This is a genomic window from Polynucleobacter sp. P1-05-14 (assembly GCF_018881675.1).
Lineage (GTDB): Bacteria > Pseudomonadota > Gammaproteobacteria > Burkholderiales > Burkholderiaceae > Polynucleobacter.
Genome location: NZ_JACVPV010000029.1, coordinates 451,613 through 466,385, shown reverse-complemented (window position 1 = coordinate 466,385; position 14,773 = coordinate 451,613). Strand labels below are relative to the sequence as shown.

The 14,773-nt window shown below is 45.4% G+C and carries 14 protein-coding genes; 8 read left to right on the top strand and 6 right to left on the bottom strand.

What is annotated here, in order from left to right; all coding sequences use genetic code 11:
- Positions 1–68: 68 nt before the first annotated feature.
- Positions 69–338: a GIY-YIG nuclease family protein gene (locus ICN37_RS10815; RefSeq protein WP_216122157.1), complete on the bottom strand. Its 270-nt coding sequence runs from the start codon at positions 336–338 to the stop codon at positions 69–71.
- Between the two features lie 91 nt (positions 339–429).
- Between ICN37_RS10815 and clpB the strand changes: the two genes are divergently transcribed.
- Together clpB and ICN37_RS10805 are read left to right on the top strand one after the other, a co-directional pair.
- On the top strand, positions 430–3,033 hold the full coding sequence (gene clpB / locus ICN37_RS10810) for an ATP-dependent chaperone ClpB (RefSeq protein WP_216122159.1): 2,604 nt from the start codon (positions 430–432) through the stop codon (positions 3,031–3,033).
- Positions 3,034–3,095: 62 nt separating this feature from the next.
- Complete coding sequence (locus ICN37_RS10805; RefSeq protein WP_216122161.1) at positions 3,096–4,328, top strand: MFS transporter; 1,233 nt, start codon at positions 3,096–3,098, stop codon at positions 4,326–4,328.
- Here ICN37_RS10805 and ICN37_RS10800 read toward each other — a convergent pair.
- Together ICN37_RS10800 and ICN37_RS10795 are read right to left on the bottom strand one after the other, a co-directional pair.
- Positions 4,325–5,044 (bottom strand): 5-oxoprolinase subunit PxpA, encoded by a 720-nt coding sequence (locus ICN37_RS10800; RefSeq protein ID WP_216157454.1) that lies wholly within the window; start codon positions 5,042–5,044, stop codon positions 4,325–4,327. The two genes, ICN37_RS10805 and ICN37_RS10800, sit on opposite strands and share 4 nt — an antisense overlap.
- On the bottom strand, positions 5,044–6,786 hold the full coding sequence (locus tag ICN37_RS10795) for a 5-oxoprolinase/urea amidolyase family protein (RefSeq protein WP_216157451.1): 1,743 nt from the start codon (positions 6,784–6,786) through the stop codon (positions 5,044–5,046). Before ICN37_RS10795 ends, ICN37_RS10800 begins: the two co-directional genes overlap by 1 nt.
- 151 nt (positions 6,787–6,937) lie before the next feature.
- On the opposite strand from ICN37_RS10795, the gene ICN37_RS10790 reads away from it, so the two are divergent.
- From ICN37_RS10790 to ICN37_RS10765, 6 genes are all read left to right on the top strand, one after another.
- On the top strand, positions 6,938–8,155 hold the full coding sequence (locus ICN37_RS10790) for an MFS transporter (RefSeq protein WP_216157754.1): 1,218 nt from the start codon (positions 6,938–6,940) through the stop codon (positions 8,153–8,155).
- A gap of 15 nt (positions 8,156–8,170) precedes the next feature.
- Positions 8,171–9,034: an amidohydrolase gene (locus ICN37_RS10785; protein ID WP_255538519.1), complete on the top strand. Its 864-nt coding sequence runs from the start codon at positions 8,171–8,173 to the stop codon at positions 9,032–9,034.
- Between the two features lie 291 nt (positions 9,035–9,325).
- The gene (aceA, locus tag ICN37_RS10780; RefSeq protein WP_072583092.1) at positions 9,326–10,624 is read left to right on the top strand and encodes an isocitrate lyase; all 1,299 of its coding nucleotides are present in this window, start codon (positions 9,326–9,328) and stop codon (positions 10,622–10,624) included.
- Positions 10,625–10,738: 114 nt separating this feature from the next.
- Positions 10,739–11,179, top strand: a complete 441-nt coding sequence (locus tag ICN37_RS10775) for an HIT family protein (RefSeq protein ID WP_216157448.1) — start codon at positions 10,739–10,741, stop codon at positions 11,177–11,179.
- Positions 11,180–11,186: 7 nt separating this feature from the next.
- On the top strand, positions 11,187–11,972 hold the full coding sequence (locus ICN37_RS10770) for a substrate-binding domain-containing protein (RefSeq protein WP_216157445.1): 786 nt from the start codon (positions 11,187–11,189) through the stop codon (positions 11,970–11,972).
- A 41-nt stretch (positions 11,973–12,013) separates the two neighbouring features.
- Complete coding sequence (locus ICN37_RS10765) at positions 12,014–12,985, top strand: tripartite tricarboxylate transporter substrate binding protein (RefSeq protein WP_216157442.1); 972 nt, start codon at positions 12,014–12,016, stop codon at positions 12,983–12,985.
- Here ICN37_RS10765 and ICN37_RS10760 read toward each other — a convergent pair.
- From ICN37_RS10760 to rsxB, 3 genes are read right to left on the bottom strand one after another with little or no spacing between them, the layout of a single operon-like run.
- Positions 12,982–13,407, bottom strand: coding sequence for a DUF1841 family protein (locus ICN37_RS10760; RefSeq protein WP_216157748.1), 426 nt, complete (start codon positions 13,405–13,407; stop codon positions 12,982–12,984). The two genes, ICN37_RS10765 and ICN37_RS10760, sit on opposite strands and share 4 nt — an antisense overlap.
- The gene (gene nth / locus ICN37_RS10755; RefSeq protein WP_216157744.1) at positions 13,400–14,056 is read right to left on the bottom strand and encodes an endonuclease III; all 657 of its coding nucleotides are present in this window, start codon (positions 14,054–14,056) and stop codon (positions 13,400–13,402) included. Before nth ends, ICN37_RS10760 begins: the two co-directional genes overlap by 8 nt.
- Complete coding sequence (gene rsxB / locus ICN37_RS10750; protein ID WP_216157439.1) at positions 14,056–14,742, bottom strand: electron transport complex subunit RsxB; 687 nt, start codon at positions 14,740–14,742, stop codon at positions 14,056–14,058. The genes nth and rsxB overlap by 1 nt, the downstream gene beginning before the upstream one ends.
- Positions 14,743–14,773: the final 31 nt, after the last annotated feature.

The following is a 14,773-nucleotide window of genomic DNA, read 5'->3' as shown; positions in this document are numbered from 1 at the left end:
TTGTTGTCCGGTTAAATAATTGGTTTTGTTATAGCTATATTGTATTGCTGGCTCATAGATTGCTCTGACTAACTGTGCCCAGTTTTGGTGGTGATCTCAGTCTCAAAAAAGGCTAGCTTTTCAGACCTTGGTAAACGCTTTAAGCGGAGCTCTGCTTTAGAGGCTTCAGAACGGTCAGGGTGCTTTTGTGTTGCTAAGAGGACAACTGGTCCGCGCGATCTTGTATAGCGAGCGCCTTGCCCTGAGTTATGGGCCTCTAAGCGATGTTCTAAGCGGTTAGTAATGCCGGCATAGTAGGTGCCATCTGAGCATTCAAGGAGGTAAACAAGCCAGGTCAAAATAGGGAAAATTAGGGTTAAAAGTGCGGTAGATGCTTGAAATTATTAATATTGCCCTTATATTCTATAGATAGATAGACGGAGCTCAAAAATGAGAATAGATAAATTAACAACCAAATTTCAAGAGGCCTTAAGTGAGGCCCAAAGTATCGCTTTAGCCAAAGATAACCAATATATTGAGCCTGCCCACTTGTTGCTGGCCATGTTGCGTGATTCCGATGGTGGCGCCAAGAGTTTATTGACTCGAGCAGGAGTCAATGTCCCTAGCCTTGAAAAAGGCGTAGAGAAAATCATCAGCAATCTCCCCGAAGTGCAAGGAACTAGTGGAGAAGTGCAGGTGGGCCGTGATTTAAGTAATTGGCTCAACCTATGTGAAAAAGAAGCCAATAAACGCAATGATCAATTTATTGCAGGCGAATTGTTTTTGCTTGTGGTGGCTGATGACAAGGGCGAGCTCGGTAAAGTGGCTCGTGAAAATGGATTAAATCGCAAATCGTTAGAAGCGGCTATTGATTTAGTGCGCGGAGGAGAATCAGTGAATAGTGCAGATGCTGAAGGCCAACGTGAAGCCTTAAAGAAATACACAGTGGATTTAACTGAGCGCGCTCGTATGGGCAAGCTTGATCCAGTCATTGGGCGTGACGATGAGATTCGTCGCACCATTCAGATCTTGCAACGTCGCGGTAAGAATAACCCTGTACTCATCGGTGAACCTGGTGTGGGCAAGACTGCCATCGTTGAGGGCTTAGCGCAGCGCATCGTTAATGGTGAAGTGCCTGAGACTCTGAAAAATAAGCGTGTCCTAGTCTTGGATATGGCCTTACTTCTAGCTGGCGCTAAGTACCGCGGTGAGTTCGAAGAGCGCTTGAAAGCAGTTCTCAGTGATGTCGCTAAAGATGAAGGTCAAACAATCATCTTTATTGATGAAATTCATACGATGGTAGGCGCTGGTAAGGGTGATGGTGCAATGGATGCTGGAAATATGCTCAAGCCTGCCTTGGCCCGCGGTGAATTACATTGCATTGGTGCAACTACCTTAGACGAATATCGTAAGTACATCGAAAAAGATCCAGCGTTGGAACGTCGTTTCCAAAAAGTGATGGTGGAGGAGCCTACCGTAGAGGCAACTATTGCCATCTTGCGAGGCCTTAAAGAGCGCTATGAACTACATCATGGCATCGAAATTACTGATCCAGCGATTGTTGCGGCTGCTGAGTTATCGCATCGCTACATTACGGATCGTTTCTTGCCAGATAAGGCGATCGACCTGATTGACGAAGCGGGTTCGCGTATTCGGATGGAGATTGATTCTAAGCCTGAAGTGATGGATAGGCTGGAGCGTCGTCTGATTCAATTAAAGATTGAGCGCGAAGCGGTTAAGAAGGAGAAGGACGATGCTTCGCAAAAACGCCTAGGTCTCATTGAGGATGAAATTAAACGTCTGGGTGCTGAGTATGCTGATTTAGAAGAGGTTTGGAAAGCAGAGAAGGGCGCTGTATTAGGCGCAGCTCAGCTGAAAGAGGAAATTGAAAAAGTAAGGGTAGATATTGCAAAGTTACAACGCGATGGCAAGTTAGAGAAGGTTGCTGAATTGCAATATGGCAAGCTCCCCGAACTCGAAGCAAAACTGAAGTCTGCCGCAGCTGCCGAAGCTAAGGGTGACAAAGATGGCGTATTGAAAAACAAGTTACTTCGCACTCAAGTTGGCGCAGAAGAAATTGCTGAAGTGGTTTCTCGTGCGACAGGTATTCCAGTTTCGAAGATGATGCAGGGTGAGCGCGATAAGTTACTCAAGATGGAAGAGCTATTGCATAAGCGTGTAGTTGGTCAAGAAGAGGCCATTCGAGCAGTATCGGATGCTATTCGTCGTTCCCGTGCTGGCTTGGCTGAAGAGAATCGTCCTTATGGATCCTTCTTATTCCTTGGGCCTACCGGTGTTGGTAAGACTGAGCTCTGCAAAGCTCTGGCGGGCTTCTTGTTTGATAGCGAAGATCACCTCATTCGTATTGATATGAGTGAGTTTATGGAGAAGCATAGCGTGGCCCGTTTAATTGGCGCGCCTCCAGGTTATGTTGGTTACGAAGAGGGTGGTTATTTAACCGAGCAAGTTCGCCGTCATCCATATAGCGTGATCTTGTTTGATGAAATTGAGAAGGCTCACCCAGATGTATTTAATGTGCTCTTGCAGGTATTGGATGATGGTCGTCTAACTGATGGTCAAGGTCGTACCGTAGACTTTAAAAACACTGTCATCGTAATGACTAGTAATATTGGATCACATTTGATTCAGTCGATGGTTGATAAGAAGCAAGCAGAGATTAAAGAGGCAGTATTCGAAGAACTAAAGAATCATTTCCGTCCTGAGTTCTTAAATCGTATTGACGAAATCGTAGTGTTCCATGGTTTGGATAAAGGCAATATCGCCAATATTGCGAAGATCTTGCTGAAGAACTTGTCAGATCGTTTGGCAAAAGTGGATATGCAACTTGAGGTCAGTGATGCCGCCTTGAATAAGATTGCTGAGGTGGGCTTTGATCCAGTCTTTGGAGCAAGGCCTCTGAAGCGGGCGATTCAGCAGCATATTGAGAACCCAGTCTCCAAGATGATTTTGGAAGGTAAGTTCGGACCCATGGATGTGGTACCTGTCGATGTAGATAAATCAGGTGAGTTTAGCTTTAGCCGTCAGGTTCATTAAGTAGTCCTAAGTAGCAAATACGTAGTTCAGCAGGAATATTCCTGCCCTAGTAAACTCGGTACATGACTGTTGCGCTTAGTAGGCGTGCCAGTGATGTCCGGGTTATTAGTCTCATTAGCCTAGCTCACGGCAGCTCTCATTTCTTTCATTTAATCCTTCCTCCCATGTTCCCATGGTTGAAGGACGCTTTTTCCCTTAGTTATGCTGAGCTTGGCATGCTCATGTCAATATTCTTTGTAGTCTCTTGCATTGTGCAGGCTGCCTCCGGATTTTTGGTGGATCGTATCGGCGCAAGACCCGTACTGTTTGCTGGGCTTGCTTTGCTAGCGCTTGCAGCACTTACCTATTCACAAAGCACTAGTTATGCCATGTTGATTTTGGGTGCGGTAATTGCTGGTTGCGGTAATGGTATTTTTCATCCAGTTGATTACACGCTCATTAATCACAAAGTATCGCCACCCAATCTTCCTTATGCCTATTCAATGCATGGAGTGACTGGATATTTAGGGTGGGCTGCTGCACCCACCTTTATGGTTGGGATTGCAGAGTTATCTGATTGGCGCATTGCCTTCTTATCTGCAGCGCTATTAGAGGTTTGTATCCTAGTGATTCTTTGGATGAATAAAAGCTATTTACTGGATAACGTCAAAGAGCGTCATGAAAATAGTTATGCAAGCGCTCAGGTTGCTAGGCTTGGCGTAGCACCTGAGAGTACATTCGCATTTCTGAAGCTCACTGGGGTTTGGTTATGCTGGATTTTCTTTTTCTTCAGCATGGCTTCTACTTCTAGCCTGCAATCATTTGCCCCTAGCGCGCTCTTTAAGCTTTACGAGATACCTTTAGATGTGGGAAGTTATTTCATTACCCTGCTGGCATTAGGAAGTGCTGGAGGAGTTTTATTTGGTGGATATTTAGCAGCCAAGTTGCAAGCTCCTGAGCGTATTGTGAGTTCTTGCTTATCTATTACCGTAGCTATGTGTTTATTACTTGCTACTGGACTACTTTCCGCACAGATCATTCCCTATGTATTTTTTGCGCTGGGATTTGGATATGGTGTCGTAGCGCCTTCTCGAGATCTCATGGTGAAGCAGGCAACCCCTAAGGGAGTGGCGGGTCGCGTTTATGGGATTGTCTATTCAGGAATTGATTTAGGAGCAGCGGTTGGCCCATTTATCTTTGGCTTCTTTATGGACGCCGGTCTTCCTAAGGCCTTGTTTATTGGAATTGCCCTATTCCAATTGATGATCATTCCTACCGTCTTTAAGGTGTCATCGAGCACACAGAGTAGAGTCTAAGAGAGTGCCGCTTTAATTTTTTTAGCAAATTCAATGGCATGTGGGTTATCCCCATGAATGCAGAGCGTATCCGCTTGAATTGAAACTTCACTACCGTCGATCGCTATCACTTTTCCAGTTTGTGACATTCCCAATACCTGCTTGAGTGCCGCCGATTCATCTTCAATCATTGCGCCCACTTGGCCGCGTGGCACCAAAAACCCTTCTTTTGAGTATCTGCGATCCGCAAATACTTCCTGCCACACGGGAATATCGAGTTCATTAGCAGCATCAACTAAACAACTTCCCGCTAATCCATACAAAATGACATCGTTACCAAGATCTTTCACCGCTCTAGCAACTCCTCGGGCAAGTTTCATATCCCTTGCGGCTTGGTTATATAAAGCGCCGTGTGGTTTCACGTGATGCAGTTTTTTGCCTACCGCTTGAACAAATGCTTGCAAGGCACCTGCTTGATACAATACATAGTTATAGGCATCTTGTTCGGAGATAGCCATTTCTCGTCTGCCAAATCCTTCTAAATCAGGAAGGCCGGGATGTGCGCCAATATGAACCTTTTTTTGCGTTGCGAGTCCAACTAATTTTTTCATACGGGCGGGATCACCAGCATGCCAGCCGCAGGCGATATTGGTGGAGGTAATGTAGTCAAGCAAGAGGGCATCATTGCCCATTTCCCAAGCTCCGAATCCTTCGCCCATATCACTATTTATATCCATCACGCTTTTCCAGTAGTTTGAATCATGGTTTGAATTGAGTGCATCGTTGCATCTTGTAACTTTAATGCTTCTGCATTGATGCGATCCGCCTCTTCAAGATCAATTGGCATCAATTGAATTTTATTACCTGGTTTCAGTTGCGCTAACTTCACAAGATCTGCGCGAATAACTTCTGCGAGGCGCGGGTATCCTCCCGTAGTTTGATGTTCTGCCAACATGACGATTGGCTCTTGAGATGGCGGAAATTGCACAGTTCCGAATGTGATTGCTTGAGAGGGGATATGAGGTAAATCTTTTTTAAGTTTGAAGTTACTTTGTAAGCGCACACCCATACGGTTACTTTGATTGCTCACAGTCCAAATGGTAGACCAAAATAATTCTCGGTCTTTTTCTGGTAAAAAAGATATGTGAGGCCCTGCTAAGCAATTGATGTGCGTTACGGAGTTTGCAGGGTGGAAAGGTGATCTCACATGCCATTTTGGGAAGCATGGCAACAGACCAGATTTATAAAGGGACTTTAGGAATGGTGAGCTCAGAGGTGCTTTGACATCGGAAAGCAAAAGTACATCACCTTTTTCTAAGCGCTTCGGACCGATATCAGCACTGATGTGGGAGCCTGCCCGACCTAAAATTTTAGGAAGCTCAAGACCTCCCCCAATAGCCAGCACTACTCTAAAACCCAAATTGAATGAAGAAAATTTGAGGGTATTTCCCTTTGCCAACCATACTGGCCGATTGCCTGGAATACGTTGGCCATCCACAATACCTTCGCAGGAGGCGCCAACCCAAGCTACACAGCATGCTTCGTGGAAAAGCAGTGTGGGTCCGGTAGAGGTCATTTCAATGGCGGCAGTTTCTGGTGAATTGCCAACCATTGCATTCGCTAGATGAAGCGAATCAAGGTCACACGCGCCCCCGGGTCCCACGGCCCAGTGAGATAAATTTTCACGAGGATTATCTTGAATGGTACTGAATGTCCCAGCCTGCAATACTTCAATACTGGCATTGCCTTCATCGGGTTTCGGTGCGCGAAGAATTTCAGATGAGGGTTGATTTTGATCTAGCTGTTTAAATTCATCTAAGGAGATTTCATGAATTTCCATTTGATCGCCCGCCATAAATAATCCTGGCGGATTTTTTTGAATATCAAACAATGTATTGGGCGATCTGCCGATGATATTCCAGCCACCCGGTGTAGTACGCGGATATATGGCTGTTTGTAGTTCTGCAATCGCCACGCTTCCTTTGGGCACTGATGGTCTAGGAGAGCTGAGTCGGGGTAGACGCAATTTCGGATTCAGCCCGCTGAAATAGGTAAAGCCGGGCATGAATCCAAGAATGTCAGCGGTGTAGAGGCTATCTTTGTGTATGCGGATGACCTCTTCAGTAGTTAGCTTACAAGCCTTGGCGATTGTCATTAAATCCAAAGCTACATCAGGGTGATAGCAAACCTGAATACGATGCGTAGTACTTAGCTCTGACTGAATCCTTTTTTGCTTGAGGAATTTCTCCCCCAGCTTTTCTAATTCATCAATAGCGCGCCTGCGAACGACGCTGGGGTTATCTGAGGAGTACTTCAGTTGCACAATCAAAGACTCTAGTCCGGGGATAATTTCGCCTGCCCATTCTGGCTTATTCGCAAAAAGGAGCTTACTGATTCCATGGATCTCACTTAAAGGATTCGGTGATTTCGAAAAATCTGCCAAAACACTGTGATCGCCAATTAGTGTGCAATGCATCATGAAAAGATATTAAGGGTTTTCTCTAGTTTGCCCTGTGGGCGCAATATTTGAGTTATAAAGATGCTACTCATTCAATAATTTAAAGCCTAAAAATAAAGGAGACAAAGTGAGTCAACAAACAGATACTAGTCTGACCGGTTTTTATAAAGTCATGAACCCTAAAGAGAAAAAAACCTTTTGGGGTTGTTTCTTGGGCTGGGCTTTGGACGGCATGGATTTCATGATTTACCCTCTGGTGATTGGCACCATTATTGCAGTATGGCAGGTGGACCGCGGAATGGCTGGTCTTGCTGTGACGGGTACGCTCTTGGCATCCGCATTTGGTGGCTGGTTTGCTGGTTACTTAGCTGATCGTATAGGTCGCGTTAGAACTTTGCAGTTCACTATTCTTTGGTTTTCTAGCTTTAGTTTGATCTGTGCATTTACCCAAGACTTCAATCAATTGATGGTTGCACGCGCATTACTTGGCTTTGGCTTTGGTGGTGAGTGGGCTGCTGGTGCGGTGTTAATGGGTGAAACGATTCGTGCAGAATATCGTGGCCGTGCAGTGGGTACCGTCCAATCTGCCTGGGCAATTGGTTGGGGTGCTGCAGTACTCTTACAAGCGATTATGTTTAGCCTGCTTCCGCCTGATATGGCTTGGCGTGCAATGTTCGTAGCTGGCTTCTTCCCTGCTGTTCTTTTGTTATACATTCGTCGCCATGTCGAAGAGCCAACAATTGCTAAGCTTGCTCGTGAAAAAGTAGCAGCAGCAGGCCAATCACCCTCCATTCTAGAAATCTTTAAACCTGGTTTATTGAAGACTACGATTTGGGCTTCATTACTCACGATGGGTGCACAAGGTGGTTACTATGCAATTACCACTTGGGTTCCTACATTCCTCAAGACGGAGCGTAAATTGACGGTAGTTGGCTCTACTGGTTATTTAGCATTTCTTATTGCGGGTAGTTTTATAGGCTACTTGGTTGGCGCGTGGATGGCTGACCGATTTGGCCGTCGGAAATTATTTATCACCTTTTCAATTGGCGCGATTGTCTTGGTTCTGGCATATACCCAGCTAGAAATCACAAATGAAATGATGATGTGGCTTGGCTTCCCATTGGGATTCTTTGCTAGTGGATATTTTTCCGGTATGGGCGCTTTCTTGACAGAGTTATTTCCAACTCGCTTACGTGGATCCGGACAAGGCTTTTGCTATAACTTTGGTCGCGGAATTGGCGCTTTATTTCCAGCCTTAGTGGGATATTTTTCAGCGCAATATGGATTGGCAATGGCAATTGCTATTTTTGCTGTCATTGCTTACGGAGTTTTCTTGATCGCTGCTATTGTGCTTCCGGAAACACGTGGTCGCGAGTTACAAGCAAACTAAATAAAGATCCTAACGTTGGAAAAAGATATTCCGTTTTGCCCAGGGCCGCCTGAACATCAAGGCGGTCCTTTTCCTTTTGTGATGCCTAAAGGTGCGGTCGATACACACGCCCATGTGATAAGCGCTGCCAGTCTCGTTCCTGGCCGCTCTTACACTGCGCCAGAAGCAACGGGTGAGCAATATATAGAAATGCTCGATGAGGTGGGTATGACCTATGGTGTTTTGATTCAGGTCAGCGTCAATGGGCAAGACAATGAGCCCATGCTAAGAGTGCTAGACCAACACCCCAAGCGGTTGCGGGGAGTAGCGGTCCCATTGCTTGGGCAGCCCAATGCTTACTATCAAAATATGAAAGATAGGGGTGTAGTAGGAATTCGAGTCAACGTCATGTTTGCTGGTGGTGGTCTAGATCTATCAAACCTAGAAGAATGCGATGCGCTTGCTCGAGACTGGGGATGGCATATTCAGTTCTTATTAGATGCAAATGATTTGCCCGCTCTGATGCCGCGCATGCAAAAGATGAAATCTACTTTAGTCATTGATCACATGGGTTTCCTGAAAACTTCAGTCGGCGTTCATTCCCCTGGGTTTATGGCATTGGTGGAATTGGTGCGCGAGCGAGCTTGGGTAAAAGTATCGGGTGCTTATCGCTTGAGTGAAAAATACCCCGGCTATCATAATCTGGTTCCTTATGCAAAGGCATTGATTGAGGCTGCGCCCAATCGCTGTATTTGGGGATCGGATTGGCCGCATGTTGCAACGTGGGGGAATATGCCTACCATTGCACAATTATTGGATTGTTTCGCTTTATATGCTCCTAATGAGGCAATTCGTAAGCAAATCTTGTGCGACAACCCTCAGCGTCTATACGGGTTTTAATTACCCATACCTAGCACTTTCTTTTTCATAATATGAAATCTCATTACGCTGCGTAAAATCCAGCGCAACATCTAGCCCTATATTCCATTCCAAGAAGTGAATAAATATTCCACATAGTAAAAATATATTTATAAGTTATTGAATTTAAATAACTAAATATTTTGAAAAATATCTTAAATTCCTCTTGCCTGCTTTTTTGAACTGTCTAAACTCTTATATAAGACATAAGACTGAACTCAGTCTTAAGAGTCCTCAAATTTAGAAGTACTTGTTTAACTTAGGGAGAAAAACATGGCAGATCGCAAAGCAGAAATCGCAGCACTACAAAAAGACTGGGATACCAATCCACGCTGGAAAGGTATTACTCGTGGCTATACGGCTGAGGACGTAGTGCGTCTTCGCGGTTCATTGAAAATTGAGCACACTTTAGCTAAGCATGGCGCTGAGCGTCTTTGGGAATTAGTAAATAACGAAGCTTACGTTAACTGTTTAGGTGCTTTGACTGGTGGTCAAGCAATGCAACAAGTTAAAGCTGGTGTACAAGCTATTTACTTGTCAGGCTGGCAAGTAGCTGCTGACGGTAACTCTTACGCAGCGATGTACCCAGACCAATCTTTATATCCAGTAGATTCAGTTCCTAAGATGGTTGAGCGTATTAATAACTCATTCCAACGCGCTGATGAAATTCAAACAGCTAAAGGTATCAACAAAGGTGATGCAGGTTACATTGAGTATTTCGCTCCAATCGTTGCCGATGCTGAAGCTGGTTTCGGTGGTGTATTGAATGCATTTGAGTTGAGCAAAGCATTGATCAAGCAGGGCGCTGCTGGCGTTCACTTTGAAGATCAATTGTCTTCTGTTAAGAAGTGTGGACACTTGGGTGGCAAAGTATTGTTACCTACTGCCGAGTCAGTCCAGAAGTTGATTTCTGCACGTTTGGCTGCTGACGTGATGGGTGTTTCTACTATCATCTTGGCCCGTACCGATGCTGAAGCTGCTGACTTGTTGACATCTGACTATGATGCAAATGACAAGCCATTCTTGACAGGCGAGCGCACTCCAGAAGGTTTCTACAAAACACGTAAAGGCTTGGATCAAGCGATCTCACGTGGTTTGGCTTACGCTGCTTACGCTGATATGGTTTGGTGTGAAACTGGTACACCTGACCTGGAATTTGCTCGTCAGTTTGCTGAAGCAATTCGTGCGAAGTTCCCAGGCAAGATGTTGGCTTACAACTGCTCACCATCTTTCAACTGGAAGAAGAACTTGGATGACGCAACAATCGCTAAGTTCCAACGTGAATTAGGTGCAATGGGTTACAAGTATCAGTTCATCACATTGGCTGGTATCCACTCTATGTGGTACAACATGTTCGACTTGGCGCAAGACTACATGCAGCGCGGTATGACTGCATACATCGAGAAAGTACAAGAGCCAGAATTCGCTGCTCGTGATCGTGGTTACACCTTCGTTTCACATCAGCAAGAAGTTGGTACTGGTTACTTCGATGACGTAACTACTGTTATCCAGGGTGGTAAGTCTTCCGTAACAGCATTGACTGGTTCTACTGAGGAAGAGCAGTTCCACTAATCTTTACTAGATCCCTAAGTAGTATGTAGTAAGCAGTAGTACACCAATACTGCCGCGGCACCTAAATGACCCCACAAGGGTGACTTAGGTGCCGTTTTCGTTTACATTCTTCCCATGACTAATTGCGTACTCTGTAAAGACGACCTCAAGCCTGAAGAAGGCCAACTCATATGGCGTGGGGATGACTGTCGAGTCATCCTGGTAAATGATCCTGACCTACCTGGTTTCTGCAGGGTGATCTGGAATCGCCATGTGGCCGAGATGACTGATCTGAGCTACGGAGAGCGTGAGCACATCATGACCTTGGTATTTGCTGTTGAAGAAGCAATCCGTCATGTCATGCATCCAGATAAGGTGAATATTGCTGCCTTAGGGAATATGGCTCCCCACATTCATTGGCATGTCATCCCTAGGTTTAAAGATGATACTTTCTTCCCGGGATCAGCTTGGTCTAAAAAGACTCAAGAAACATCAAACGATGTTTTAGAGGCGAGAAGAAAAAAGACTGAAGCATTGCCAGCAGCTATTAAGAGTGCAATTGCTAATCTTGCCTAGGAATCTAATGCGTAATTTATTTATAACTTTCTTAATCTTCATAGCAAATGTTTTTTCTGTCAGTTTTGTTTATGCGGCAGAAATTCAGGTAATTACCTCTGGCGCTTTTGCCGAAGCATTAAAAGACTTGGTCCCGGTGTATGAAAAACAATCTCCGAACAAAGTCATCATTTCTTATGGCTCATCGATGGGCGCTGCGCCTGACTCCATTCCATCCAGATTGGCCAAGGGCGAGAAGTTTGATGTATTAATCCTAGCTGCGCCTGCATTAGATGGTTTTATTAAAAGTGGGGCAGTGCAGTCTGGTACGCGAGTCGATTTGGTGGCATCAGTTACGGGTGCAGTAGTTAAAGCGGGCGCGCCAAAACCCGATATCAGCACGATGAATGGCTTGAGATCTGCATTATTAAATGCAAAGTCCGTTGCGTATTCCGCAAGCGCTAGCGGTGTTTATTTATCAACAGAGTTGTTTCCAAAGATGGGTATTTCTGAGCAGATGGATAAAACTGCTAGAAAAATTTATAGCGAGAGGGTCGCATCTGTTGTAGCTAGAGGTGATGCAGATTTGGGTTTTCAGCAGGTTAGTGAGCTCCTTCCTATTCCCGGCGTAGACTTTATCGGTGAATTGCCTCCTGAAGCGCAAAAGACCGTTCTTTTCTCTGCGGGAATCACCAAGGACTCAGCTAATGAGGGGGCTTCTAAAGACTTGATTGCTTTCTTGGCCTCTCCTAAGGCAGTGCCTACTATTCAGAAGGCGGGCTTAAAGCCAGTATTACCAGCTTTACCTTGGTAGTAAATATAAATAAAAATGTATTTCAAATGAAGGAATAAGAGATGAAAAAAATAAAGATCCTTTTTAGGGCGGCGCTTGTTCTTGCTACTTGCATGACATTTAGCCAGTCATATGCAGCAGACCCATGGCCCAATCACCCTATTAAGTTTGTTGTCGGGTTTGGTCCCGGGGGTGCTAACGATACTGTTGCAAGGGTGGTTGCTGAAGCAGCCTCTAAGCAACTGGGTCAACCAATTATTGTGGAAAACAAACCAGGAGCTGGCTCTGTATTGGGCGCGGATTTTGTAGCAAAAAGTGCACCTGATGGATATACCTTCTTTGTTAGCGCAGGTGGAATTGTTACTAACCCAATGATTAAATCATCCATGCCATATAAAGAGGGCGATCTAGTTCCTGTTGGGATGCTTGCTATCAGCCCATCCATCATTGTTGTTTCTGCAGATTCAAAAATCAATAACATGAAGGATCTTTTGGTATTGGCCAAAGATCCAAAAGGTCTTAACTTCTCTACAGCTGGTACTGGTAGCACTCCACACTTTGTCGCCGAAATGTTGAAGGTGAAAGCAGGCGGTAAATATGAAATCATTCCTTACAAGAGTGGTTCCGAAGGAATGGTAGCCGTTATCTCCAATCAAGTAGATGCTACTTCAGAGGCAAGTGTTGTAGTGATTCCGCAAATTCAGGGCGGTAAGCTAAAAGCAATTGCATCTACTTGGAATAAAAGAATTGCCGCTCTGCCTGATGTTCCAACAACCAAAGAGCAGGGATACCCAGAAGTTTTCATTGGCCACTGGGCAGGTGTCTTTGCGCCTAAAGGAACGCCTGATGCTATTTTGGAGAAAATGAATCAGGCGATTAACGCGGGCCTAAAGACCGCTGCTGTTCAAAGCCGCTTAACACCACAGGGCATTGAGCCATCACCTGGAACGAGAGCCTCGTTTACGAAATTCCTCGCAGATGAGAAAGCAAGGCTAGAGCCTATTGTGAAGCGCGCCAGCATGAAAGAGGATTAAACCAATTTCTTAAGGGCTTCGAGATATTTCTCGGGATTGAGTGACTGACCTTCACGCTGCGCTTCCCACATCACTTGCCCGAGGCATTCCATCATGACATGTTGCGCCTCATGCATGGAGCCAAGCTTTAGCGATAGTTTGTCTGCGATCTCTTTAATGCCAGGCGGCTGATTAATTGAGATCTGCTCGCTAATGGACAGATGCATTGATAAATGCAGGAATGGATTAGTTTCACCGCGTTCTGGTGTGTAGTCCTGTCCTAGGGCACCTTCTGGGTCGGAGAGTAGGTCGTGATATTCGGGATGTTCAACCATCCAATCGCTCGCAAGCGTTTCCATGGGATCAAGAATGTGATTCTCAGTTTTCTTTTTCCAGGTGTCACAGAAAAAGCGACGCACTTCTTCACGGGTTGGATTAAATATCGCCACGAACTTTTCCTTTGCCAGTCTTTTGTTTAAAGCCACATAGTGGCTCTACTATGCATTGTGCGCAATCTGGGTTGCGTGCTTTGCAAGTATATCGACCATGCAGAATAAGCCAATGATGGGCGTCATGCAGATACTCTTTTGGTACGCGTTTAAGTAATTGCTCTTCAACCTTCACCACGTCTTTGCCGGGCGCTAATCCTGTGCGGTTCGATACTCTGAAGATATGAGTATCAACGGCGATAGTTGGTTGCCCAAAGGCAGTATTGAGAATGACATTCGCAGTCTTTCTGCCGACACCGGGTAGGGCCTCTAATTCTTCGCGAGTTTGTGGAACTTCACCCCCATGTTTTTCTAAGAGTAGTCGGCAAGTTTCTTGAATATGCTTGCCCTTGGAGTTAAATAATCCAATATGCTGAATATAGGGTCTGACACCTTCTTCGCCAAGAGCTAAGAGGGCCTGTGGAGTATTGGCAACCTTATAGAGTTTGCGAGTCCCCTTATTGACTGATATGTCAGTTGCTTGAGCAGATAGCAATACTGCGATTAACAGTTCAAAAGGCGAGCTGTATTCCAGTTCAGTTTCTGGTTTTGGATTATTGGCTTTGAGCTGCTCAAAAAAAGCACGACGCTTTTCTAGATTCATCATTTCTTTTGTTGGGCTCGTGCGATCGCAGCTGCAATGATGGCGCGTTTACGCTCCTGCTCTTTTAATTCGTCTGCGGATGAAGGGCTTTCAGCATTAACTGCTGCTAATTTGCTTGCCGCTTTTTTTGCCAGACGCTCATCATTATCTTTTTGTTCTCTATCAAGCCGTTGTTCTCGATCGTGATAGCGCTTGCGAGCAATATCGGCAAGATCTTGTGACCAAGCATTCCAACCAGTTTGATTGCCTGTCACATCAATCATGCTGATGCAATCAACAGGGCATGGTGGAATACAAAGATCGCAACCAGTGCACCATTCTGTCAGCACCACATGCATTTGCTTGGATGCGCCAACAATCGCATCAACAGGACATGCCTGAATACAGAGTGTGCAGCCAATACATTTCTGGGGATCGATGAACGCTACTGGACGGGGACGTTCTACGCCGCACTCTGGATCAATAGAGGGGTGAAGTTCAAAGGCGTCTTTTGGGTAGATCGGTAGCAGGATTTTGCTTAGGCGCTCAATACCCTCAACTCCACCAGGAGGGCAGCGATTTGGCAGTGCATCACCAGAAGCCATTGCCTCAGCGTATCCACGGCAATCTGGGTAACCGCACTTAGTGCATTGTGTTTGCGGAAGAATATCCTCAAGTTGATCGATGAGGTTATTGGCTTGGCTCATGGAAATTGCTTGTGAAGATCTTCTTAAAATT